This window comes from Pseudorhizobium banfieldiae, assembly GCF_000967425.1.
Classification (GTDB): Bacteria; Pseudomonadota; Alphaproteobacteria; order Rhizobiales; family Rhizobiaceae; genus Neorhizobium; species Neorhizobium banfieldiae.
The window spans coordinates 3,665,424-3,687,105 of sequence record NZ_FO082820.1 but is presented as its reverse complement, the minus strand read 5'-3'; the positions used below and the strand labels follow the sequence as shown (position 1 = coordinate 3,687,105).

Below are 21,682 nucleotides of genomic sequence, written 5' to 3'. Positions count from 1 at the left end.
GCAGGTTTTCCGGGAGGATGGAGGAGAGACCTGGGCTGGGGTTGGCCCTAGGAACGAGATGCCGGCCTGGAGCAGAACGTTCAAAGACGGCGCCTCCGCTATTAGCGCCAGCTCGCCACGGGCGGCAATTCACGGTCGGTCACCGAACCGTGAGCGGGGCGTGCCGCCATCAACCTCATCGAAGCATCGGTCCCAGTACGTCCGCCGTCTTCCTGAGTGGCGCGAGGAAATGGCCGACTAGTTCACTGGCAGGAATCTGTGCAGCGGATGCACCGATGTTGAGCGCCGCGAGAACATGTCCCCGTTCATCCTTCAGGGGTACGGCGATGGAGCAGAGACCGACCTCAAGCTCCTGGTCGATGATGGCGTAGCCTTGCTCCCGAACCCGGACAAGCTCGTCCATCAGGTCTTCCGGCTCCGTTAGTGTCGAGGGAGTGAAGGCGCGGAGTTCACTCTGGCGGATACGCACCAATGCATCCTCGGGCGGCAGGGCCGCCAGCATCACCCGGCCCATCGAGGCGCAATAGGCGGGTAGCCTGCTTCCAGGCATGAGATTGATGGACATTACCCGTTGATAAGACGCCCGTGCGACATACACGATCTCGCTGCCGTCCAGGACGCTGACCGAGGCGCTTTGCGCGACGTCCTGCGAGAGACGGTCGAGATGCGGCTGCACGATCCGCGGCAGGGGTGTCGCCGAAAGGTAGGCATGACCAAGGCGGAGCACGCGTGGGGTCAGCGAGAAGAACTTTCCGTCGTAATCTGCATAGCCGAGGCGCGCGAGGGTAAGCAGGCAGCGGCGCGTGGTGGCCCGGTCCAGTCCCGTGAGCCTCGCGACATCCGCAATCGACAGTTTCGGCCTTGCATCGGCGAAGGCTTCCAAAACCCGTAGCCCCTTTGCAAACCCCCCGAGGAAGTCGGTCTCCTGCATTTGAACAGGCCTTCTTGTGCGGTATATGAACAAACGTCGAATAACGCACAAATCCATTGATGTCCATGAGCCAGCCGGGTAACTCTGAATAAACGGAGACAGGAAGGATCACATGGACAAGTCTGTCGCGAACATTGCAGACGCCGTGGCTGGGATCGAAGACGGTGCCATTATCATGATTGGCGGCTTCGGCGGGTCGGGCGCGCCGATCGAGCTTATCCACGCCCTGATCGACAAGGGGCCGAAGGGCCTCACTGTTATCAACAATAACGCCGGCAACGGCCGGATCGGGATCGCCGCGATGATCGATGCCGGGATGGTGCGGAAGATGATCTGCTCATTCCCGCGTTCCACGGACCCCCGCGCCTTCACCGACCGGTATCTCGCGGGCGAGATAGAACTGGAATTGGTGCCGCAGGGGACGCTTGCGGAACGCATACGCGCAGGCGGGGCCGGTATCCCTGCCTTCTATACACCCACCGCCTACGGCACCGAGCTTGCGGAGGGCAAGCCGACCGCCGAATTCGATGGCCGCCACTATGTACAGGAGCGCTGGCTGAAGGCGGATTTCGCCCTCGTCAAAGGACAGGTTGGCGATACCCACGGCAACCTGACCTACAACAAGGCTGGCCGAAACTTCAATCCGCTGATGTGCATGGCCGCGGCGAAGACAATCGCACAGGTGACGAGGATCGTTTCGCCCGGCGGCATCGACCCGGAGCATGTCGTAACACCTGGAATCTTCGTGGACTGCGTGGTCGAGGTCAGCCAGCCCCGACAGGAAGAAGATCTCATTCGAGCCGGAGTGGCCTACGTATGACCGCCGAAACCCCCGTCAACACTCGCGAAGACATCAAACTCTCCAACGCCCAGATCGCCTGGAGGGCGGCGCAGGACATCGCCGACGGCGCTTATGTGAATCTCGGGATCGGATTTCCCGAGATGGTTGCGCGATACCAGCCCTCGGGGCGCCAGGCAATCTTCCATACCGAGAACGGCATCCTGGACTTCGGCGAGGCGCCGCCTGAAGGGGAAGAGGACTGGGACCTGATCAATGCCGGCAAGAAGGCCGTCACCCTGAAGCCGGGCGCCGCGTTCTTTCACCATGCCGACAGCTTTGCCATGGTTCGCGGCGGTCATCTGGATGTGGCGATCCTTGGCGCCTACCAGGTGGCGCAGAACGGCGACCTCGCCAACTGGCGCGTCGGCGCCAAGGGCGTTCCGGCTGTCGGTGGTGCGATGGACCTGGCGCATGGCGCCAAGCAGGTCTGCGTCATCACCGAGCATGTGACGAAGAAGGGCGAGCCGAAGCTTGTCGACCGATGCAACTTCCCACTGACCGGGGTTGCCTGCATCACACGCGTCTATACGAGCCATGCCGTTGTGGACATTGTCGGTGGGCGCTTCGTCCTGCGGGAGAAACTGGCGGCCATGACGCTGGAGGAACTGCAGGCCATGACCGGTGCGCCGCTTCACCTAGACGGCCCCGTCGCCGATCTCGTTGTTCCCGCTCTTTGAGGATATCCATGACCGAAGCTTTCATCTGTGACTACATTCGCACACCGGTCGGCCGGTTTGGCGGCTCCCTTTCCGCCGTGCGCGCCGACGACCTCGGCGCGGTTCCGCTTCGCGCGCTGATGGAGAGAAACACCGGAGTCGATTGGGAAGCGGTGGATGACGTCATCTTCGGCTGCGCCAACCAGGCCGGTGAAGATAATCGGAATGTCGCGCGCATGTCGCTTCTCCTGGCCGGCCTGCCGGTCTCCACAAGCGGTACTACGATCAACCGCCTTTGCGGATCAGGGATGGATGCCGTTATCGCGGCAGCGCGTGCCATCAAGGCGGGTGAGGCAGACCTGATGGTCGCTGGCGGTGTCGAGAGCATGAGCCGTGCTCCCTTTGTCATGCCCAAGGCCGAGACGGCCTTCTCTCGCAATGCCGAGATTTACGACACGACCATCGGGTGGCGCTTCGTCAATCCGCTGATGAAGAAGCAGTATGGCGTAGATTCCATGCCGGAGACCGGCGAGAACGTCGCAGAAGATTACAAGGTCACGCGCGAAGACCAGGACACATTTGCGCTCCGGTCCCAGGCGCGAGCCGCCGAAGCCCAAGGCAATGGCCGCCTTGCTCGTGAGATCGTTTCCGTCACCATCCCGCAACGGAAGGGAGAACCGGTCGTAGTCGAGCGGGACGAACATCCGCGCGCGACAACGCTCGAGGCGCTCGCCAAGCTTGGTACGCCCTTCAAGAAGGAAGGTGGCACGGTCACGGCCGGCAATGCCTCCGGCGTCAATGACGGAGCGGCGGCGCTGATCATCGCTTCGGAAGCCGCCGCACGTAAGCACGGGCTTGTTCCGATCGCCCGTATCCTGGGTGGTGCCAGCGCCGGTGTCCCACCCCGGATCATGGGAATCGGCCCCGCTCCGGCGACGCTGAAGCTTTGCAGCCGCCTCGGCCTATCGCCCCAGGACTTCGACATCATCGAACTAAACGAGGCATTCGCGTCTCAGGGCATAGCCGTGCTGCGCGAACTGGGTATTCCGGAGGATTCGGACCGGGTGAACCCGAATGGCGGCGCAATCGCGCTGGGGCACCCGCTCGGTATGTCGGGCGCGCGGATCACGGGTACGGCCGCGCTCGAGCTTCAGCTCCGAAACGCGAAGCGCGCACTTGCGACGATGTGCGTCGGCGTCGGCCAGGGCATCGCCGTAGCGCTGGAGCGCGCCTGAGCCAGAATTCCTGTCAATCGCGCGCCGGTGATGCTCCCCCCGGCGCGCCTCCTGCGAAGAAGGCGGCTATGTCATCGAAGAACTCCGCCCTCGATGCGGGATCCGTGTAGAACATGTGTCCGCCGCGATAGAGCTGCAAAGAGGTGCGTTCTGCCGCAAGCCGGGGGGGCAGATGGTCAAGCACGTAGCGGCTCATCCCGTGGGGCGTGATCGCATCGCTGTAGCCGTGGGCGACGAGCACACGAAACTCGGGAATGACGGATAGCAGATCGCGCAGATCGTCCACAGCAGACGCGGTAGCTCGTCCACCCCCGCCATGCTCACCATTCCATTCCCAACGCCGGTTCACCTCTTCGTTGAGGAGCGTGTAGGTCATCCTGCTGCGATAGCCCAGATGATGCTCGGCATAGGACGCGAAGACACCGCCATAGGCGCGCGTATAACCATCGAGGATCGGATCGTCGTTCCGTCCATAGGCGGCTTCCGGATAGGGATCCGGCCTTGCATAGGCGGCGTCATAGCGGCTGACAATCTGCCCGCTCCCCCCAGAGTTCTTGCTGTAGATGTCCGCCAAGAACCCCCGGCTATCTGCGACGACATCCTCCGGGATGCCGGTGAGCGCAGAGATCCTGCTGTAGAATTCTCCCGCAGCGTCACTCGCAAGTGGCGGTCCGGCGAGGGTTAAAAGGTAGTCAGTCATGGCGAAGCGTTCCGCCTCGGCCAGCGCCTCTCTCGTGAATGCTCCTTGTCGTTCGAGTTCGCCAGCTGCAAGAGCAGGCAGTTGCAGCGCCGCGCTCAAAGGATCGTCCCCGGAGTTGAAGAGGAAGCGGCCTTCGAGAAGTGGCGAGAGCATGATGATCCCCGACACCAGAAGGCCCTGGTTATCCTTCAGAGCAGTGGCTACTTTGGCCGCTCGGAACCCTCCGTAGCTTTCTCCGAGCAGGTATTTCGGGGATTGGAAGCGATCGGTCTTCTGGACGTAGAGGGCAATCAGCTTGGCGATGCTGTCGGCGTCCTGATTCACGCCATAGAAGCTGCGGGCGACATCATCGCTGGCAGCGCGGCTCCAGCCCGTGCCCACAGGATCGATGAAAACGAGATCAGTGAATTGCAACCAGCTGTCGGGGTTGTCGACGATGCTTGGCGAAGTGCCGCTATTGCCGTCGGGGCCGAAATCCACCACCTTCGGGCCCGCCAGCCCGAGGTGGAGGTAGGCTGATGCGGCGCCTGGCCCGCCGTTGAATGCAAAGGTAACGGGACGCGGTGACGGGCCCTCAGCCACATAGGCCGTGTAGAACACCTTTGCCGTCTGTCTCCCGTCCTGACCGTAGAGGTCCAGAGTGCCCGCCGTCGCCTGGTACTCCAGTGGCGAACCTTCAGACGATAGCCGATGCTCGGTGGTCGAATCGGCCGGAATGAGACTGAAGATGCCCGGCGGCTGGCTTTCCGCTTGCTGGGCTGCTGCGGGAAACACGAGCCCGGACAGAAGCGCGAGGGACAGAAGGAGGGGGGGCATGAAAGACACGTAGATCACTCCGGATTGTCGGAAGACGCAATCTAAGGCGATCGTCCGGCACAGACACTTCAATAGAAATTGAAGATCCCGCGGTCAGGACCGCCCTTGCCGGTCACGCATGATCATTGGGCTTTGCTGCGGTAAGCGGCTGGAGATGCAATTGGCGTGGCTTAAGAACGCTGTCATAAGCTTCGCATCTTCCGATGTAGATGATCGCGGCATTGTCCAGTTCTGCCAGGATCGCGGCCAGCTCCAGCTGAACATCTGCCTCCAAGCCCTCAAGAATGTCGTCCAGGACGAGCCAGCGCGGCTCGATCAAGAATAAATTCGCCAACCGCAGGCGCGCCTGATCCTCCTCTGACAACTTCCGATCCCAGCGCTCCGTCAGGTCAAGCGCAGCTACCAGGGGAGAAAGCCCGACCCGTTCGAGTGCAGTCCGAAAGCGATCCTCGTCCATGAGTGCGGAATCGAGCGGATAAGCCAGCACATCGCGCAGACGGGCATGCGGCAGGTAGCCCTGTTGAGGAACGAATACTATCCGGCCGTCACTCGGCAGGGCGATCTCGCCCTTTCCCCACGGCCAGATGCCCGCAAGAGCTTCGAACAGGAGCCGACGGTTGGCGCCGACGTCGCCGTTGATCATGATGTGCTCGCCCGGGAGGATCGTCTCGTCGGCGGGGAGACGCAGACCGTGGTTGCGCGGCGTGCCGGGGCTAGCAGTGTAGAGTTCAACTCCCCGCATAACCAGGCGATCCTGCTCCGTCGGCGGATATCGCAAGTCGCCGGCGCCGGGCGTCTCGTCCAGGGCAAGCAATACCTTCCTAAACGTCGAGACCCGCATCAGCGTTGCCTTCCAGTCGGCGATCTGGCGGAAGTTGTCGACATACCAGCGCAGGGCACCATAGACCTGGTTGAACGCGCCCACCGCCATCATCAGTCCGCCGAAGGTCAGGTTGCCGGCAAAATAGACGGGTGCCGCGATCAGGATCGGCACGACGGTGGAGAGCCAGCCAAAACCCGCGGAAACCCAGGTTAGATTTGTATATCCTCGGGCGAGCCGGCGGATGACATGAAGAACAACCGTGATGGCGTTCTGCACACGGTCGCGTTCACGGTCTTCCCCTCTCGCAAGGGTGATCGCCAGAATGTTCTCGTTCGTGTGCATCAGGGCGAAGCGAAGCTCCGCTTCCTTGGCATAGCGCTCGGCGTTCAGATCCGGCAAACGGCGGCCGACGATATTGCTGAGGATCGACGCGAGGCCCGCATAGCCGAGCGCAGCCCAGACCATGTAGCCGGGTATCGTGACGCGTTCGCCGTTAAACTGGAAGCTGAAGGTTTCGGAGATTGTCCACAAGACGCCGATGAAGCTGACCAGTAGAATGGTCGCGTTGACGAGGCCAATGGCGAGCGAGGTGGTCAGTTCGGAAAGATTTCGGGCATCCTCGTGCAGCCGCTGGTCAGGGTTGACCCCCATTGTCCGCATGTGAAGAAGCTTCAACGCCCGCTGAGGCCTCAGCCACTCGTCTACCAGGTCTCGTGCTAATCCCTCGCGCATGTGAAGGGCAGTGATCTGGTTCAGATAGGTCTGGACGACGTTCAGCAGGAGGAGAGAGCCTCCGATCAACGCAAAAACGCCCAGCTGGACCATGAACTCGTCCAGATCCCTCCTCTCGATGGCGTTGTAGAAGGGCACATTCCACTGATTGAGGCGATACTGCGCGTAGACCGTCGCCAGGATGATCACCAGCAGGGTTACCGCGAGGGCGAGGATGCGGTCTCTGGCGTGTGTGCGCCAGAAGGCCGACGCCATGAAGCCGACTTGCTCGGAAAAGGAAAGATGATGATCCTGGACATCCTCGTCCAGGTCCCGGATGGTCAATTGCTCTGTCGCCATGCCGACGCTGCCTCTTCGCCGACTATCTCCATAGCCCATCCTCCTTTACGAGGGATTGAAGCAGATCAATATCCGGCGCTTGTCGCCAGTTTCGGCTCGGAGAGCATGACGAAGAAGAAGCAGAAACAAAGAAAGCTTTCGAGGCACGGCGAGGTGCAGGACCGCAAACAGGCGCGGTCGGCACTCGACAAGCTTCGCAAGACATGGAAGAGGGCCTCCGAGAACGAACGAGAGGCCTTCCTGGCGGAAGCTGGACTGCAATTTCTGCATTCCAGCCTTAGCGGCGAGCGCCGCCTGATTGCGGATGGACGATACCTGCTGCCGAATACGATCAGTCGGATCGAGACTATCATGGTCCGACGGCGCCTCTCACAGGATGCATTGATGGAAGAACTAGGCTTTCCGGGCGAGGGAAAAGACCTTGTCCGCGCGCTCGCGAAGGGACGGAGTCTTCGGTTGCGGGTGATTGCGGCCCTGGACGAGTGGCTGACTGTACAGGAGCAAGGCGACCCAAGTGCAGGAAAAGCGGCAGATTGATCTAAGGTAGCCTTGAAATGCTGCCTTGAGCGGACAGATAGCTCGCCATGTCCCGACACCGGAAGCGGGCGAGTGGAGTATGGGTAAGCAGCAATGAATGTTCTGGTTCTGGAAGACGACGTTCTCCTGGCGATGGATGTGGAGGATTACCTTATCGAACAAGGCCACCAAGTTGTCGGACCATTCGCGCGCATCCCGCAGGCGCTTGCTGCCATCCGGGAGGGCAGGATCGATGGCGCGATTCTCGACCTCAACCTCAATGGAGAACTCTCCTTCCCCGTAATCGAAGCCCTTCAGGAGCGAGGCATACCGTTGATCGTGTGCAGCGGCTATGCAGAGCTTCCGGAACTCAAGGCCACGCTCGCAGGGCTGCCGCTGATCGCAAAGCCCTGGAATCCTCAGAAGATGTCAATGCTCATGGACGAGCATTTCCCGGCCTTGCCCGAGCGGCGTGCCGCCAGCAACTGACGGCTTGCGCGTCTATCCGGAAAGATCTGCGAGGGGGATGCCTATTTCGCAACCCAGCCCGGTCTCGAGATATTCCAGGCGGACCTCGCCATTCAGTTCGTAACGGACGCTACGTTCGATCAGCGTCATGCCGAACCCGGCTTCTTCAGGAATCCGGACGGCAGGCCCGTCGCTTTCCTGCCAACGTAGCGTCAACACGCCTTTGCTATCTGTTTGCCAGCTGACATGGACAGTCCCGTGCTCGCCCGAGAGCGCGCCGTGCTTTACGGCGTTGGTGGCAAGTTCGTTCAGCACCATGCTCAGTGCAAGGGCGGCCTTCGGGGTCAGCAAGGTTAGCGGCCCGGCATCGATCCGGACGCGTCCGGTGCCACGATCCTGCGGCGCAAGCGTCCGCCTGACGACTTCCAGCAGTTCCGCCTCGTTCCAGTTCGTCTCGAACAGGAGGGCATGCGCATCGGCCAAAGCACGCAATCGGCCGAGGAGGTTCTCAACGTAATCATCAAGCGAGGAGCTCGTCTTCACCGTGCGGCGTACCAGCGACATCACCATTGCCATGGTGTTCTTCACGCGATGGCTGAGCTCGCGGACCAGCAATTCCTTCTGACGCTCGGCGTCTCGACGCTCTGTCCGTTCGCGTGCCTCCGCGAGCGCCCGCTCGACTGCCGCCGGTAGTCTTATCAGGCGTTGCTTGAGGACATAGTCGGTGGCGCCTTGTCGGAAGGATTCGATTGCAACTTCCTCCCCCAGGATGCCGGAGACAAAGATGAAGGGCACCTCCGGTGCCACGTCGCGGGCCAGTTCCAGTGCACTCATGCCGTCGAAGTCGGGCAGGGAAAAGTCTGCGAGGATGACGTCATAGTCGCCCCCGTCGAGAGCCTCCTCGTAGGTCTTCCGGTTCTGCGCGTACCGGATTTCCGGGACGGGCTTCAGCGTCTCCAGGTGCTCCCGGATCAGTTCCGCATCCAGGTGGCTATCCTCGAGAACCAGGATACGGGGTTGGCGAAGCTGATTATGCACGTCCATTGCGCAGCGATCCGGGTGGGGGTTCGTTCAGCAGCGCCCAGAATACGCCGAGGTCCTGGATGGCCTTGAAGAACTCGTTGAACTCGACAGGCTTGACCACAAAAGCATTGACGCCGAGCTCATAGCTCTTCACGAGGTCCTGCTCTTCTCGCGATGATGTCAGCATAACGATGGGGATGTGACGGAGCCTTTCGTTGCGCTTGACCCTTTCAAGCACTTCCAGCCCATCGACCTTGGGCAACTTCAGGTCGAGCAGCACGACGGTCGGGTCGCCCTCCGGACGGCCTTCATAAGTGCCCGTGCCAAACAGATAGTCGATCGCCTCCGCGCCATCGCGCGCGATCACGATCTCATTGGCGAGCTGGCATTTCTCCAAGGCCGCGAGTGTCAGTTCAAGATCCCGCGGGCTGTCTTCCACGAGAAGGATCGGTCTCAGTTCAGGCAATCGCTCTTCCCTTTCTATCCGGTGTCGGCAGGGCGAATACGAACTCGGCGCCCTTGCCAACTTCACCTGTTGCCGTGATCGATCCGCCGTGGCGGTCAATGATGCGTCGTGCGAGCGCTAGGCCGATGCCGGTGCCTTCGAAATCTTCCGCGCGCTGGAGCCGCTGGAATACGCCGAACAGCTTCCCGACGTAAGCCATGTCGAACCCTACCCCATTGTCGGATATCCGATAGACGCGCTGTTCCATGTCTGCGGAACCATCGATGGAGATGACGGCCGGATCCTGATCTCTCGTATATTTCACCGCATTGTCGACCAGGTTATACCAGACCTGCCGTAGCAGGGTAGAGTCACCCCAGGCGACAGGCAAGGAGGCGATCCGCCATTCGATCTTCCGCTCACTCTGGGTCAACATCACGCTCTTGACCACTTCCGAAACGAGCTTGTTCATATCCACCTTCTTAGGCACGATCGCCGTGCGTCCGAGGTGCGAGAAGTTCAGAAGGTCGTCGACCAGCCGGCCCGCAGCGAGCGCTGATTCCGATATGTTGCTAAGATAGTGCCGGGACTTTTCGTCGAGTTCCCCCTCGCGTTCCCGCAGCAACTGCGCGAAACCCACGATGTGTCGAAATGGCGCCCGCAGATCGTGCGAGACGGAATAGGAGAAGGCCTCCAGTTCCTTATTGGAGCGCTGCAGCTCACTGGTCAGCTCCGCAAGTTCTTCCGCGCGTCGAAGGACGATCCCCACAATTGCAGCACGGAGGTCGCGTGCTGCCGCGATCTCCGCTGCTGTCCAGGGTAGTGCCTGCAGGCGCACCTGCTCCTGCCAGGCCCCGAAAGATTTGCGGGGATGGATACGCCCATTCTCGGCGACGTGCTTATGAGGATCGCCTCCCCAGATGACGGTCCGATGAACTTCCGGGCGGACCCAGATCAGCCAACTGGGGTATAGCTTGGAGAGTCGGATTGCCAGAATTCCACTCGCCGTATCGGCGAAGTCGGTGGCGGAGGCCAATTGGGCAGACAGCGAAGCCGTGGCGAAGACTTCGTCTGCATCCCCATTTTGTTCCAGCCAATGCACGATTGTCTGAAGCTGCGGCTCGGAGGGGGTGCTTCCCCGGCAGATGCACCGGGCGTCAGTCATGATTGCCGCACCTGTTGCGCTCACCTGCCTCAGCAGGTCGTCACGGGCTTCCGCCAATCCTTCGACCCAATCGGAACTAGCGCTCATGGAGGCAAGTAGCCGTCCGGTAACCTGGCTGAGGTGAACTCGTTGGGACGCTTCGGCTGCGCGTTCCTGGGCGGCAATACGCATGGCCAGCGACTGAACGACAAAGTCGCAGAGATCCCGAAGCGTCGAACTCACCTTGTGCGGCTGCGCACTGTGGCAGGAGACCAGGCCCCAAAGGTGCCCGTCAATCATGATCGAGATGGACATGGAAGCAGCAGTGCCCATGTTTCTCATGTACTCAAGATGAACGGGAGAGACGCTGCGCAGCTGTGCGGAACTCAGGTCAAGCGGCTCGTTCGTCTCGGGGTTGAGAGCGGGCTCGAGTGGAACGGGTTCGTAGCGTGCATCCGGGATAAGGCGAACCCGATTGGTGGCGTATAGCGCCCGTGCCTGCGCGGGTATGTCGGAAGCCGGAAAGCGCAGGTCCAGATAAGACGGAAGTCTTCCGTTCCCGGCCTCGGCGACGACTTGGCCATTCCAGGCGTCGTCGAAACGGTAGGCGAGGACGCGGTCGAAGCCTGTGAGTTCCTGCACGAACCGCACCGTTTCATTGAGGGAACCCGGCGTGTCAGTGTGGGCGGCCAGGCGTTCGATGAAACTTCGCAGTCCGGAAAAGATACCGGAGGGCGTCGCCTCTTCGGCCTCTTCCACTTCGCCAATGATGAGGCCGTTGGAGCGATGGGCGATCAGGATCAGGCCCCGGTCCGGTATGGCTATCTGTAAAGCCGGCTCGCCGCTTTCATACCATTCCCGGATGCGTTCAACGCTAGGGCCAAGGTTTAGTGGCTTATCGCTCAGGATGAGGCTCGATCCGAGCAGATTTCCTGTATTCGCACTGGCCTGAATGACGGTCATGTCCGAGGGGCGGAGCACGAACAATGCTCCGTGTGGCTGGATTGCTCCGGGGATGTGGATTGGCTCCCGCGCGCAACCTTCGAGATCCGATTCGGGCTGCACCACGTAAACAATCCTCCTGCTTCACCTCCGGCGATAGGGCTCTCTCACTGAACCGCCTCCGCCGTACTTCCGGACGTTAGTGTCTGGCAGAATAGAGCGGACCATCTCGATGTAAACCTTCTGCCCTGAAGTTAGGCATTTCGTGTCGCTTCAGGCGATCTTCTGCGTGATGAAGAACCCGGCAGTGGCAGCGAAGGAAGTCAGGACAGTGCCCCATGCCATGTCGGTGATGGTCATGGCCAGCGGCCAATTCTTCAAGGTCGCGAGGTTGGTCATGTCGTAGGTTCCATAGGCTACAAGGCCCAGGATTGCCCCTGCGATGGCGGCCTGTGTCCAGCTGTTTGCGGCCAGCGCAGGCATGACGGCGAAGTAGACGATGCCCGCCACGTAGACGAGGTAGAAGGCTCCCGCGGCTGCGAAGTTCGGCTGCTCAAGCATCATGTCGCCAAGCCAACCGCGATAGAGACCGGTTGCAACCCGACCGAGCCAGATTGCGTCAATGGCGAAGAATGCGACGGCGGTGACAAGATAAGCGACGACAGGTACTGGCATCGGACATACCTCTCCGGCTCTTGGATCAGATCTTGAGGATCGGCTGGATCATCCGAACGATCCAGCTCGTGAATTTCAGCGGCGCTTCGGTGACGGCGAGGCAGATGCAGTCTTCCCCTTCCGTCGCCACCGGCGTGTGAAGGAGTTCATCGTCCGCCTCCTCCATATCACCACGCTCGAACAGCTCGTCTCCGTCGCGGAAGCTTCCCGACAGCACGAGCGTAAGCTCCCGGCCCCTGTGGGTGTGTTCGGGGACCGGCTTGCCAGCGGGGATACGGAGCAAGCGAACCTGTGTGGAGGGGTCGCTGGTTGGAATCCGGATCTGATAGGCGCCGCGTCCCAAGGCGCGCCATTTCAGGCCGTCCACATCGCTGCCTACATAGGAGCGCAAGGGCTCCGGCAGGACAGCACTCGGCGTGCCAGGGGGAACTGTCCGCACGCTGTCGCCGGGAGCAGCAGCCTCCGGGTCAGTTGCCTTCTCCTTCAAGCGCGTCCGGAAACGGTCCCATGAATCACCGAAGTCATCTGACACCGAAATCTTGTCCAGGAGCGCACCGGCTGCGCCTTCCATGGCAGAGAGGTGATTGCGGCAGGTCGGGCAGAGGGCGAGGTGAGAGGCAACTGCAATACTCCAGCCCTCCGACAAGGTTCCGGCGGCATAATCGAGAAGCATTTCCTCGCTGATGTGGTGACGTACCTTCATCGCCGGTCCTCCAGCGCCGCGCGGAGCTTTGTGAAGGCCAGCCGGATACGCGACTTCACGGTACCAAGCGGCAGGTTCATCTGCTGCGCGATGGCAGAGTGCGGGATGTCTTCAAAAAATGCCTTCTTGAGTACATCCTGCTGTTCGCTCGGGAGTGTCGAGAGTGCCCGTCGCAGCAGATCTGCCTCCTGCGCCTGTTCGAACTCGCTGTCTGCAGGAGGTATATCGTCTGCGACGAAGGCCGGATCCTGGGGGTCGAACATGGGTTGCTTGCGCCGGTAGGCGTCGATGCGGATGTTGCGTGCCACGGTGAAGACCCAGGCGGATACAGTGCCTCTTGCCGGATCGAACTGGGCCGACTTCGACCAGACCGCCATCATCGTTTCCTGCATCAGTTCTTCCGCGGCCTGCCTATCCTTCGTCTTCAGCGCCATGAAGGCGCGGATTTTCGGGGCATAGAACCGGAAAAGCGCTTCGAACGCCTCCACGTCACGGTCCCGTCCCACGGTCACAAGCAGAGTTGCGAGATGCGCCGGTGTGGGTTCGGCTGCCTTGCTCGCCGGTGTCTTCGGCTTTGTCATACCTATGCCTTGCCTTGCCCGCCGCCGCCGAAGCGGTGCGGATGCATGGTTCTGGCACGTCTGGGGTGCAAATGGAATGCTCAAGCTCATGCGGCCCTCTACGCCCGCCGCATCAGTATGGATCATAAAAAAAAATCGCTGCCGTTTCCGATGGCCGGCCGATCCATCGTCCGATCCAGCGCGTAGAAGCGATCAGTCAATCATGTAGGGCTTTAGGTATGGGGCTGGAGTTTTCGGGCGGTGTGGGACCAATGCGCATCGCCGTCATCGGCTCGGGCATCAGCGGCATGTCGGCCGCTTGGCTCGCCAGCAAGAGCTGTGAGGTGACGATCTACGAGGCCGAGGATCGTATTGGTGGGCACTCGAATACGGTGACCATCGATGTCGATGAAGGAAGAGTCCCCGTCGATTCCGGGTTCATCGTCTACAACGAGCGCAACTATCCGAACCTGGTTGCGCTGTTCGATCATCTCGGCGTTGCGAGCGAGGCAACGAACATGTCCTTCGCGGCCTCGCTGGATGAGGGCTCCTTCGAATACTCCGGGACCGGTCTCGGAGGGCTGCTCGGCCAGCGGCGCAATGCGGCCCGGCCGCGCTTCTGGCGCATGGTGTCCGATGTGGTGCGGTTTTATCGAGACGCGCCTCAATTGCTGCAGAGGCCTGATCTGGATGGTCTTTCGCTGGGAGAGTTCCTGGTGCGCGAAGCGTATTCTCACGCATTCATCGACGATCATCTGCTGCCGATGGGCGCCGCCATCTGGTCTACCACAGCGAGGGACATGCGGGACTACCCGCTCACCGCTTTCCTGCGCTTCTTCATCAATCACGGGCTGGTGCAGTTCAAGGATCGCCCTCAATGGCGGACGGTGACGGGTGGCAGCGTGGAGTATGTCCGGCGTCTCATGGGAGATTTCCGGGGCGAGATACGCTTGAAGAGCCGGGTCACGGAGGTTCGATCTGAAGGAGGCCGGGTCATCGTAAGGGATGCCTCCGGAAATGCCGACCGCTTCGATCAGGTGATCCTGGCAACCCATGCCGACGATGCGCTCGCCGTTCTCGCCGATGCAGATCGGCGGGAGCGTGATGTGCTCGGTCGATTCCGCTACACGCGCAATCAGGCCGTCCTTCATTGCGACCGGTCGCTCATGCCGAAGCGAAAGCAGGTCTGGTCGAGCTGGAATTACATCGGCGCGAAAGCTTCCGGTGAGGATCGGCAACTTTGCGTAACCTACTGGATGAACCGTCTGCAGAACCTCGAAACCAGCAAGCCGTTATTCGTGACCCTGAACCCATGCCGTTCCATCGCCCAGGAGCACGTCATCCGGACGTTCGACTACAAGCATCCGTTGTTCGACGCGGCGGCACTGCAGGCACAGCGGCAGATCTGGGACCTGCAGGGAAGGCGGGGCGTGTGGTTCTGCGGCGCACATTTCGGGAGCGGGTTTCACGAAGACGGGCTGCAGGCCGGCCTTGCCGTGGCGGAACGATTGACCGGCAACCAAAGACCCTGGAAACTTGCCGAACCGTCGGGACGGATTTTTGTGCCCGAGATGCTCGAGGCTGCGGAATGAACAGAGGATCGGCCATCTATGTCGGCGACGTCGTGCACCGTCGATATCGACCGAAGGAACACCGGCTTCGCTATAAGGTGTTCTCTCTCCTCATCGACCTGGATGAGTTGCCGGATCTCGATCGCCGTCTTCGGGTGTTCGGCTATAACCGCAACGCATTGATCAGCTTCTGGGACACGGATCATGGCTCCGGGCAGCCGGGGAAGCTTCGGGAGTGGGTGGAAGCCCAGCTCTCTGATGCCGGGTTGGATCGAGCGGACCTTCGAATTCGTCTTCTCTGCTACCCGCGCCTGTTTGGCTATGTCTTCAATCCGCTGACGGTCTATTTCTGCGAAACGCGGGATGGGGATCTGGTGGCGATCCTGTACGAGGTCTGCAACACGTTCCACGAGCGGCACACCTATGTGATCCCGATCGACGGCGGTTCGCGGAGCGTCGTGCGGCACTCCTGCCGCAAGGAAATGTATGTCTCGCCATTCATCCCGATGGACTGTTCGTATCAGTTTACCACGCGACGGCCCGACTCCCGGGTTGCCATTGCGATACGTGAAGCGGATTGCGAGGGCTCTCTACTGTCGGCGTCTTTTTCCGGCGAACGAAGGGTTCTGTCCGATGCAAGCCTGTTGCGCACATTGATCGGCTTTCCGCTGATGACGTTGAAGGTGACTGCGGCTATTCATTGGGAGGCGCTGCGGCTCTGGCTGAAAGGCGTGCCCATTCACCGGCACATCAGGAGCCTGAGTCCACATGCCCGGACAATCGTCCAGTTGGAGGAGCGGTGATGACGGATCTCCAGCATGTCGACCACCACCGCGGATATTCGCGGTCACCGATCTGGCAGGCAGCCCTTTGCCGCTGGGCAGAGATGATCGTGGCGGGACGTCTCACACTTCGCTTTCCGGGTGGAGCAGAACGACATTTCGAGGGTTCTGCGGCCGGGCCTAGTGCGATCATCGAGCTCGCCAACGCACGTCCAGTACGCCGCCTCCTGGCGGGAGGGAGCCTGGGCTTTGCCCGTTCCTACTTGGACGGAGACTGGAGTTCCCCGGACCTGGGAGCGGTTCTGGAGCTCGCCGTTGCCAATGACGCCGCTTGGGGCCGGCTTCTTGTCGGCAGTGGTCTGCGAAAGCTCGTGGCATATGTGCGCCACCGTCTTCGCGCGAACTCGCGCTCAGGCAGCCGGCGGAACATCTCGTATCACTATGACCTCGGCAACGACTTCTACAGTGCCTGGCTCGACCGCACGATGACATACTCCTCGGCCTGCTTTGACGGTGCCGACCAATCGCTCGAGATGGCCCAGCGCGCGAAGTACGACCGTATCGTCAGGAGTCTCGATATCGGTCCTGAGGATCATGTGCTGGAGATTGGCTGTGGCTGGGGAGGTTTTGCGGAATATGCGGCGAGGGAAACCGGATGCCGCGTTACCGGGCTGACCTTGTCAACTGAGCAGGCTGCCTATGCGCAACGTAGGCTGCAACGCATGGGCCTGGCGGATCGAGTGGAAATCCGTCTTGAGGATTATCGCGACTGCCGGGGGCAATTCACCAAGATCGTCTCGATCGAGATGTTCGAGGCCGTCGGCGAAGAGAACTGGCCGATCTTTTTCGATCGCGTCCGCCGGCTGCTGCAGCCGGGAGGCGAAGCGGTCATTCAGACCATAACGATCGCGGAGGACCGCTTCGAGCACTATCGAAGGAATGCCGATTTCATCCAGACCTACATCTTCCCGGGCGGGATGCTTCCATCAGTTTCCGCCTTCGGGGATGCCGTCGAAAAAGCAGAGATGCGAGTTGCCGGGAGCTTCCGGTTCGGCCGAGATTACGAGCGGACACTGCTGCAGTGGGACAAGGCGTTTCATAAGAACTGGTCCCGGATCGCACCGCTGGGGTTCGATGAACGCTTCAGACGGATGTGGCACTACTACCTGCAGTATTGCGCCGTCGGCTTCAGGGCCGAGCGGTTGGATGTCGTGCAGTTCCACCTAAAGGTCGGGTAGCGATTCTTGGCTACTACCGCACCATCCGCTTCGTGATCATGAACAGCAGAGGCCTCGGGAGCGCACGCAGCAGTCTGATCGCCAGCGCCATCTTCCATGGAAAGATGATCTCGAAGCGGTCCGAAGCGAGGCCTCTCAGGATTGTTTTCGCGGCCTCATCCGTGCCGATCAGGAACGGCATCGGAAAGTCGTTCCTTGCAGTCAGGGGTGTTTCGACGAAGCCGGGGTTGATGACGCTCAGCTGTACGCCGGCGCGTTTCAACTCCGGATACAAACCCTCGCAAAGCGTGATCAGCGCCGACTTTGTGGCGCCGTAGAATGCGCCGCCCGGAAGCCCGACATATCCCGCGACTGAAGCGATGACGGCGATCCTGCCCAACCTGTTCTCCATCATACCCGGCACGATCGCTTCCAGGCAGTGACCGGTGCCGATAACGTTCAGGGTCATGACATCGGCCAGCGCCTGGGAATTGAAGCGCCTGGCGCTGTCGCGCCGGTAGCTTCCGGCGGAGAATATCGCCAGTTCGATCGGACCATGAGCCGCTTCGACGCGGGAGGCGACCAAGAGCGTGGCATCGCGATCCGTTACGTCCAGCGGGTAGGAGACGATGTTGCCGGGGTGTTCAGCCTCAAGCTCGGCAAGCTTGTCCCGGCTGCGCGCACTTACAGCAACAGTCCAGCCCTCGCTTGCGAGACCAAGGGCGATAGCGCGTCCAATGCCCGAGCTGGCGCCGGTCACCCAGGCAATTCTGGAGGCCTCGGACATGAGCGATATCCTCTCGCGATATCAATTCTGACGAATGATACGGCAAGTCACGGAACTTGGATTGCTAAAAGGTAAAGAAGGCGACGCCAGAGTTGCCGTCTAAGGGCGTCTGAGTGTCAGCCTTTATCCGATGCAAGATTTGCTCAGTCGCGGACGGGCGGTGGGCTGGTGTCTCGAACCGCCTCATCGTGGTACCAGCAGGTATCAAGGGCAGCGGCCGCAATCTGAGCTACCCTGTCCCCGGCGACTTTCCCGGTTTCAGCTTTCCGCCGGCCCGACCGGACCGGAAAAGGAATTATCTGGGCAGATCCGAACTCAACACCTGGGGTCATGTCGTTTCCTTACCACGGGCTTTGCGGGCACTATCGCACATATTTTGCGCAAATGCACTCTCAGTGGTCACGTATTGCCTCTGTTGTTGGCCAACCTTCCTTGGCTGGCACCTCATGAAACAACGCCGATCGAGTGTTGGCGTTCCGCTTCATGCCGGCTGGAAGCGCTAGCTGCAAACAATGGCGCGGAAACTGGGGTATCGACGCGGAAAAGGGCGGAGAGGCCGGGCGAAGGACACGCGGAAGGTACCCTCGTGCAATCTGGCATGAGAGTTGCTTAAGGGGAATATCCGAACCGGCAGGCGTGCTGCGCCGGGCCGGACGGCGATCTGATCGCGGTATCCACGAAGAGAGAGTTCCGATGACGAAATACAAGCTCGAGTACATTTGGCTTGATGGCTACACCCCCGTTCCGAACCTGCGCGGCAAGACGCAGATCAAGGAGTTCGATTCGTTCCCGGCGCTCGAACAGTTGCCGCTCTGGGGCTTCGACGGCTCCTCGACCATGCAGGCCGAGGGTCACAGCTCGGATTGCGTTCTGAAGCCGGTCGCGATCTATCCGGACCCCGCCCGCACCAATGGCGCGCTGGTCATGTGCGAGGTCATGATGCCGGACGGCGTCACGCCGCATCCGTCCAACGCACGTGCGACGATCGTCGACGACGAAGATGCGTGGTTCGGCTTCGAGCAGGAATACTTCTTCTACCAGGACGGCCGTCCGCTCGGCTTCCCCGAATATGGGTTCCCGGCTCCCCAAGGTCCTTACTATACCGGCGTCGGCTACAAGAATGTCGGATCGCTCGCTCGCCAGATCGTCGAGGAGCATCTCGACCTTTGCCTTGCCGCCGGCATCAACCACGAAGGCATCAACGCCGAGGTGGCCAAGGGCCAGTGGGAGTTCCAGGTGTTCGGTAAGGGGTCCAAGAAAGCCGCTGACCAGATCTGGATGGCGCGCTACCTGCTGCTTCGCCTGTGCGAGAAATATGGCATCGACATTGAATGGCACTGCAAGCCGCTCGGTGATACCGACTGGAACGGCTCGGGCATGCACTGCAACTTCTCGACCAAGTACATGCGTGAAGTCGGCGGCAAAGAGTATTTCGAGGCCCTGATGGCAGCCTTCGGTCGGAACTGGAAGGAGCACATCGACGTCTACGGCCCCGACAACCACATGCGCCTCACGGGCAAGCATGAGACCGCGCCCTGGAACAAGTTCTCCTACGGCGTTGCCGACCGTGGCGCCTCCATCCGCGTCCCGCACTCCTTCGTGAACAATGGCTATCGTGGCTATCTCGAAGACCGCCGCCCGAACTCCCAGGGCTGCCCCTACCAGATCGCCTCGCAGGTCCTGAAGACGATCGCGGAAGTGCCGACGGCTGACTTCGCCCGCAACGCCGCGTGATCCTCCTTCGGCGCCGGACATGCTCCGGCGCCGCAAACCTTGGGATCAGCTGCGGATCCCCGGTGATCTCTCAAGCCTTGCTGGACAAGGTCCCCGACCGACGCATATGGCTGTCTGCCATGACTGCGCATCACGGGAGACAATGCTCATGAACAATCCGCTCTTCAGCCTGGAGAAAAGAACTGCACTCGTGACAGGCTCGTCGCGCGGTCTTGGGCTGGCCATCGCGACCGGACTTGCGGAAGCTGGCGCCGCCATCGTTCTCAACGGAATCAATGCAGACCGTCTCGAGGAGAGCGCGGCAAGACTTCGCGACCGCGGCTTTGCCGTTACCGCGGCTGCCTTCGATGTTACCGATGAAGCATCGGTCGTTGCCGCGTTTGAGCGCTTCGATGCCGAGAAGCTGCAAATCGACATTCTCGTCAACAATGCCGGCATCCAGTACCGCAAGCCGATCGTCGAACTCGACAGCGCCAATTGGCAACGCGTCATCGACACCAATCTGACAAGCGCCTTCCTTGTCTCCCGCGAGGCCGCTAAGCGAATGCTGCCGCGCAAGCGCGGCAAGGTCGTCAACATCGGCTCATTGATGAGCGGGCTGGGACGGGCGACGGTGGCGCCCTATACCGCGGCCAAGGGCGGTATCAAGACCCTTACCCAGTCGATGGCCGCAGAGTGGGCGGAGCATGGCGTGCAGGCCAATGCCATCGGCCCCGGATATATGCTGACGGACATGAACCAGGCGCTGATCGACAACCCGGAATTTGACAACTGGGTCAAGGGCCGCACGCCCTCGAAGCGCTGGGGAAAGCCGGAGGAGCTGGTTGGTGCTGCCGTCTTCCTGGCATCGGACGCGTCCAACTATGTCAATGGCCAGATCATCTATGTCGACGGCGGCATGAGCGCCGTAATCTAGGTTTAATTCTCTTGGTAAATGATCCTCCGCGGCGATACCGCGGAGGATGTTATCCTTGGATCCACTACTCCGCCGCAACCGGCAGACACGCTTCGCAGATAGCGCTGACGTGCCTGTGGTCGGTGCCGCAACAGCCACCGAGGACCCGCATCGTGGGGTAACTCCGGCGCAAGTCGCTGTAGCGGCGAGCAAGGTCTACGGGATCCCCGATGTCGATTTCGGTCGCCTCGTCCAGTTCCGCATGGCTTTTGATTGAAGCATTGGCGCGGACGCCGCCGATCCGTTCTATCCAGCGTTCACCGCGATTGAGTGCATCCTCGAAATGCGTGGGGTGGGCGCAGTTGACCATGTAGTAGACCGGTGTGCCGCCGGTTTGACGATCGGTTTCCTCGACCGCCTCGCGAAGCGCCATCCCGCTCGCCAGCCGGCCGTCGGTCTCGACCGTGAAAGAGATCACGCAGGGCAGAGCAGCGCCGCTTGCCGCACGTGCGATGCCGATCGCTTCCTCGACGTTGTTCATGGTGATGGCGCTTACCATGTCGATTTCGGATCCGGCGAAGGCGCCGATCTGGAAGGCGTGGTAGGACTGCGCCTCGTCGACGGTCATCGAACCCGCCTTATAGCCGTCACCGCGCGGACCGAGCACCCCGTTGAGGACGATCGGCAGTCCAGGCCGTTCCCATAGTTCCCGCAAGAACGCGACATAGGCGACGGAACGGCGATTAATGGCGGCAAGGCCCTCGAAGTCGTAGCCGAGTTGTGCTGCCCAATCCGGGTTCGCTCGCCACGTCGGCGTGTCCAGAATGAACCCGAGGCCCCTTTCTCTCGCAATTGCCAGGTAGGCTTCATAGTATTCCGTCAGCTCCTGCCGCCCCTGCTCGTCATCGACGAGTGGAAAGGATGCAAAGAGCGGCAGGTCGATGCCGCGCTGGAACAGCAGGGTTGTCTCGAGTCCTCCATCCGTCAGGAAGGTTCCACCCTCCAGTTGTGGCAGTCGTGATCTGTATTTTGTCATGAGTTACTCCCGTGTTAGTATTTCTCGGCTTGGGGCCGGCCATTGTTTTGACCCACGGGTTTTCGCCGCATAACGGACCAGGAAATAGTAAGCTCGCGGTCAAGCTCGACT

At 60.9% G+C, this 21,682-nt stretch carries 22 protein-coding genes; 10 read left to right on the top strand and 12 right to left on the bottom strand.

Annotated features, from left to right (window positions below; all coding sequences use genetic code 11):
- Positions 1-175: 175 nt before the first annotated feature.
- The gene (locus NT26_RS17835) at positions 176-931 is read right to left on the bottom strand and encodes an IclR family transcriptional regulator (RefSeq protein ID WP_052640693.1); all 756 of its coding nucleotides are present in this window, start codon (positions 929-931) and stop codon (positions 176-178) included.
- 112 nt (positions 932-1,043) lie between these two features.
- On the opposite strand from NT26_RS17835, the gene NT26_RS17830 reads away from it, so the two are divergent.
- Genes NT26_RS17830 through pcaF form a run of 3 tightly spaced genes read left to right on the top strand, consistent with a single transcriptional unit; the run spans position 1,044 to position 3,663 of the window.
- Complete coding sequence (locus NT26_RS17830) at positions 1,044-1,751, top strand: 3-oxoacid CoA-transferase subunit A (RefSeq protein ID WP_052640692.1); 708 nt, start codon at positions 1,044-1,046, stop codon at positions 1,749-1,751.
- Positions 1,748-2,449, top strand: a complete 702-nt coding sequence (locus tag NT26_RS17825; protein ID WP_052640691.1) for a 3-oxoacid CoA-transferase subunit B — start codon at positions 1,748-1,750, stop codon at positions 2,447-2,449. Before NT26_RS17830 ends, NT26_RS17825 begins: the two co-directional genes overlap by 4 nt.
- Before the next feature lie 8 nt (positions 2,450-2,457).
- Positions 2,458-3,663, top strand: coding sequence for a 3-oxoadipyl-CoA thiolase (gene pcaF / locus NT26_RS17820; protein WP_052640690.1), 1,206 nt, complete (start codon positions 2,458-2,460; stop codon positions 3,661-3,663).
- A gap of 13 nt (positions 3,664-3,676) precedes the next feature.
- On the opposite strand, the gene NT26_RS17815 is transcribed toward pcaF, so the two are convergent.
- Together NT26_RS17815 and NT26_RS17810 are read right to left on the bottom strand one after the other, a co-directional pair.
- A complete protein-coding gene (locus NT26_RS17815; protein ID WP_052640689.1) occupies positions 3,677-5,179 on the bottom strand; it encodes a S10 family peptidase in 1,503 nt (500 codons plus the stop codon).
- 112 nt (positions 5,180-5,291) lie between these two features.
- Positions 5,292-7,073 (bottom strand): ABC transporter ATP-binding protein/permease, encoded by a 1,782-nt coding sequence (locus NT26_RS17810; protein ID WP_052640688.1) that lies wholly within the window; start codon positions 7,071-7,073, stop codon positions 5,292-5,294.
- Positions 7,074-7,178: 105 nt separating this feature from the next.
- Here NT26_RS17810 and NT26_RS17805 point away from each other — a divergent pair, with 105 nt between their 5' ends.
- Both NT26_RS17805 and NT26_RS17800 read left to right on the top strand, forming a co-directional pair.
- Positions 7,179-7,610 carry a hypothetical protein gene (locus NT26_RS17805; RefSeq protein ID WP_052640687.1) on the top strand — a complete coding sequence of 144 codons (432 nt, stop codon included), beginning with the start codon at positions 7,179-7,181 and terminating at the stop codon, positions 7,608-7,610.
- Positions 7,611-7,703: 93 nt separating this feature from the next.
- Complete coding sequence (locus NT26_RS17800) at positions 7,704-8,078, top strand: response regulator (RefSeq protein ID WP_052640686.1); 375 nt, start codon at positions 7,704-7,706, stop codon at positions 8,076-8,078.
- Positions 8,079-8,090: 12 nt separating this feature from the next.
- Here the strand turns inward: NT26_RS17800 and NT26_RS17795 are convergent, their stop codons facing one another.
- The 6 genes from NT26_RS17795 to NT26_RS17770 form a co-directional block, all read right to left on the bottom strand.
- Positions 8,091-9,101 carry a sensor histidine kinase gene (locus NT26_RS17795; protein WP_052640685.1) on the bottom strand — a complete coding sequence of 337 codons (1,011 nt, stop codon included), beginning with the start codon at positions 9,099-9,101 and terminating at the stop codon, positions 8,091-8,093.
- Positions 9,088-9,546, bottom strand: coding sequence for a response regulator (locus NT26_RS17790; RefSeq protein WP_052640684.1), 459 nt, complete (start codon positions 9,544-9,546; stop codon positions 9,088-9,090). The genes NT26_RS17795 and NT26_RS17790 overlap by 14 nt, the downstream gene beginning before the upstream one ends.
- Entirely contained in the window at positions 9,539-11,734 is a 2,196-nt protein-coding gene (locus NT26_RS17785; RefSeq protein ID WP_342025638.1) for an ATP-binding protein, read from the bottom strand. Before NT26_RS17785 ends, NT26_RS17790 begins: the two co-directional genes overlap by 8 nt.
- A gap of 150 nt (positions 11,735-11,884) precedes the next feature.
- Complete coding sequence (locus tag NT26_RS17780) at positions 11,885-12,286, bottom strand: DUF2177 family protein (protein ID WP_052640682.1); 402 nt, start codon at positions 12,284-12,286, stop codon at positions 11,885-11,887.
- Between the two features lie 25 nt (positions 12,287-12,311).
- The gene (locus tag NT26_RS17775) at positions 12,312-12,989 is read right to left on the bottom strand and encodes a ChrR family anti-sigma-E factor (protein ID WP_052640681.1); all 678 of its coding nucleotides are present in this window, start codon (positions 12,987-12,989) and stop codon (positions 12,312-12,314) included.
- The gene (locus NT26_RS17770; protein ID WP_052640680.1) at positions 12,986-13,570 is read right to left on the bottom strand and encodes an RNA polymerase sigma factor; all 585 of its coding nucleotides are present in this window, start codon (positions 13,568-13,570) and stop codon (positions 12,986-12,988) included. The genes NT26_RS17775 and NT26_RS17770 overlap by 4 nt, the downstream gene beginning before the upstream one ends.
- Positions 13,571-13,821: 251 nt before the next feature.
- Here NT26_RS17770 and NT26_RS17765 point away from each other — a divergent pair, with 251 nt between their 5' ends.
- Genes NT26_RS17765 through NT26_RS17755 form a run of 3 tightly spaced genes read left to right on the top strand, consistent with a single transcriptional unit; the run spans position 13,822 to position 17,140 of the window.
- Positions 13,822-15,141 carry an NAD(P)/FAD-dependent oxidoreductase gene (locus NT26_RS17765; RefSeq protein WP_244467638.1) on the top strand — a complete coding sequence of 440 codons (1,320 nt, stop codon included), beginning with the start codon at positions 13,822-13,824 and terminating at the stop codon, positions 15,139-15,141.
- The gene (locus NT26_RS17760) at positions 15,138-15,923 is read left to right on the top strand and encodes a DUF1365 domain-containing protein (RefSeq protein WP_052640678.1); all 786 of its coding nucleotides are present in this window, start codon (positions 15,138-15,140) and stop codon (positions 15,921-15,923) included. Before NT26_RS17765 ends, NT26_RS17760 begins: the two co-directional genes overlap by 4 nt.
- Complete coding sequence (locus tag NT26_RS17755) at positions 15,923-17,140, top strand: SAM-dependent methyltransferase (RefSeq protein WP_052640677.1); 1,218 nt, start codon at positions 15,923-15,925, stop codon at positions 17,138-17,140. Before NT26_RS17760 ends, NT26_RS17755 begins: the two co-directional genes overlap by 1 nt.
- Positions 17,141-17,153: 13 nt before the next feature.
- Here NT26_RS17755 and NT26_RS17750 read toward each other — a convergent pair whose 3' ends face one another.
- Positions 17,154-17,906, bottom strand: a complete 753-nt coding sequence (locus tag NT26_RS17750) for an SDR family NAD(P)-dependent oxidoreductase (RefSeq protein ID WP_052640676.1) — start codon at positions 17,904-17,906, stop codon at positions 17,154-17,156.
- A gap of 143 nt (positions 17,907-18,049) precedes the next feature.
- Positions 18,050-18,238: a DUF2735 domain-containing protein gene (locus NT26_RS17745; protein ID WP_052640675.1), complete on the bottom strand. Its 189-nt coding sequence runs from the start codon at positions 18,236-18,238 to the stop codon at positions 18,050-18,052.
- Positions 18,239-18,599: 361 nt separating this feature from the next.
- Here NT26_RS17745 and NT26_RS17740 point away from each other — a divergent pair, with 361 nt between their 5' ends.
- On the top strand, positions 18,600-19,640 hold the full coding sequence (locus NT26_RS17740; RefSeq protein WP_052640674.1) for a glutamine synthetase beta-grasp domain-containing protein: 1,041 nt from the start codon (positions 18,600-18,602) through the stop codon (positions 19,638-19,640).
- A gap of 148 nt (positions 19,641-19,788) precedes the next feature.
- Positions 19,789-20,556, top strand: a complete 768-nt coding sequence (locus tag NT26_RS17735; RefSeq protein WP_052642337.1) for an SDR family oxidoreductase — start codon at positions 19,789-19,791, stop codon at positions 20,554-20,556.
- A gap of 64 nt (positions 20,557-20,620) precedes the next feature.
- Here NT26_RS17735 and NT26_RS17730 read toward each other — a convergent pair whose 3' ends face one another.
- Positions 20,621-21,571, bottom strand: coding sequence for a homocysteine S-methyltransferase family protein (locus NT26_RS17730; protein ID WP_052640673.1), 951 nt, complete (start codon positions 21,569-21,571; stop codon positions 20,621-20,623).
- Positions 21,572-21,682: the final 111 nt, after the last annotated feature.

Coding starts and splice junctions, on each gene's coding strand:
- NT26_RS17835 (WP_052640693.1), bottom strand. CDS start 931: ATGCAGGAGACCGACTTCCTCGGGGGGTTTGCAAAGGGGCTACGGGTT.
- NT26_RS17830 (WP_052640692.1), top strand. CDS start 1,044: ATGGACAAGTCTGTCGCGAACATTGCAGACGCCGTGGCTGGGATCGAA.
- NT26_RS17825 (WP_052640691.1), top strand. CDS start 1,748: ATGACCGCCGAAACCCCCGTCAACACTCGCGAAGACATCAAACTCTCC.
- pcaF (WP_052640690.1), top strand. CDS start 2,458: ATGACCGAAGCTTTCATCTGTGACTACATTCGCACACCGGTCGGCCGG.
- NT26_RS17815 (WP_052640689.1), bottom strand. CDS start 5,179: ATGCCCCCCCTCCTTCTGTCCCTCGCGCTTCTGTCCGGGCTCGTGTTT.
- NT26_RS17810 (WP_052640688.1), bottom strand. CDS start 7,073: ATGGCGACAGAGCAATTGACCATCCGGGACCTGGACGAGGATGTCCAG.
- NT26_RS17805 (WP_052640687.1), top strand. CDS start 7,179: ATGACGAAGAAGAAGCAGAAACAAAGAAAGCTTTCGAGGCACGGCGAG.
- NT26_RS17800 (WP_052640686.1), top strand. CDS start 7,704: ATGAATGTTCTGGTTCTGGAAGACGACGTTCTCCTGGCGATGGATGTG.
- NT26_RS17795 (WP_052640685.1), bottom strand. CDS start 9,101: ATGGACGTGCATAATCAGCTTCGCCAACCCCGTATCCTGGTTCTCGAG.
- NT26_RS17780 (WP_052640682.1), bottom strand. CDS start 12,286: ATGCCAGTACCTGTCGTCGCTTATCTTGTCACCGCCGTCGCATTCTTC.
- NT26_RS17775 (WP_052640681.1), bottom strand. CDS start 12,989: ATGAAGGTACGTCACCACATCAGCGAGGAAATGCTTCTCGATTATGCC.
- NT26_RS17770 (WP_052640680.1), bottom strand. CDS start 13,570: ATGACAAAGCCGAAGACACCGGCGAGCAAGGCAGCCGAACCCACACCG.
- NT26_RS17765 (WP_244467638.1), top strand. CDS start 13,822: ATGCGCATCGCCGTCATCGGCTCGGGCATCAGCGGCATGTCGGCCGCT.
- NT26_RS17760 (WP_052640678.1), top strand. CDS start 15,138: ATGAACAGAGGATCGGCCATCTATGTCGGCGACGTCGTGCACCGTCGA.
- NT26_RS17755 (WP_052640677.1), top strand. CDS start 15,923: ATGACGGATCTCCAGCATGTCGACCACCACCGCGGATATTCGCGGTCA.
- NT26_RS17750 (WP_052640676.1), bottom strand. CDS start 17,906: ATGTCCGAGGCCTCCAGAATTGCCTGGGTGACCGGCGCCAGCTCGGGC.
- NT26_RS17745 (WP_052640675.1), bottom strand. CDS start 18,238: ATGACCCCAGGTGTTGAGTTCGGATCTGCCCAGATAATTCCTTTTCCG.
- NT26_RS17740 (WP_052640674.1), top strand. CDS start 18,600: ATGACGAAATACAAGCTCGAGTACATTTGGCTTGATGGCTACACCCCC.
- NT26_RS17735 (WP_052642337.1), top strand. CDS start 19,789: ATGAACAATCCGCTCTTCAGCCTGGAGAAAAGAACTGCACTCGTGACA.
- NT26_RS17730 (WP_052640673.1), bottom strand. CDS start 21,571: ATGACAAAATACAGATCACGACTGCCACAACTGGAGGGTGGAACCTTC.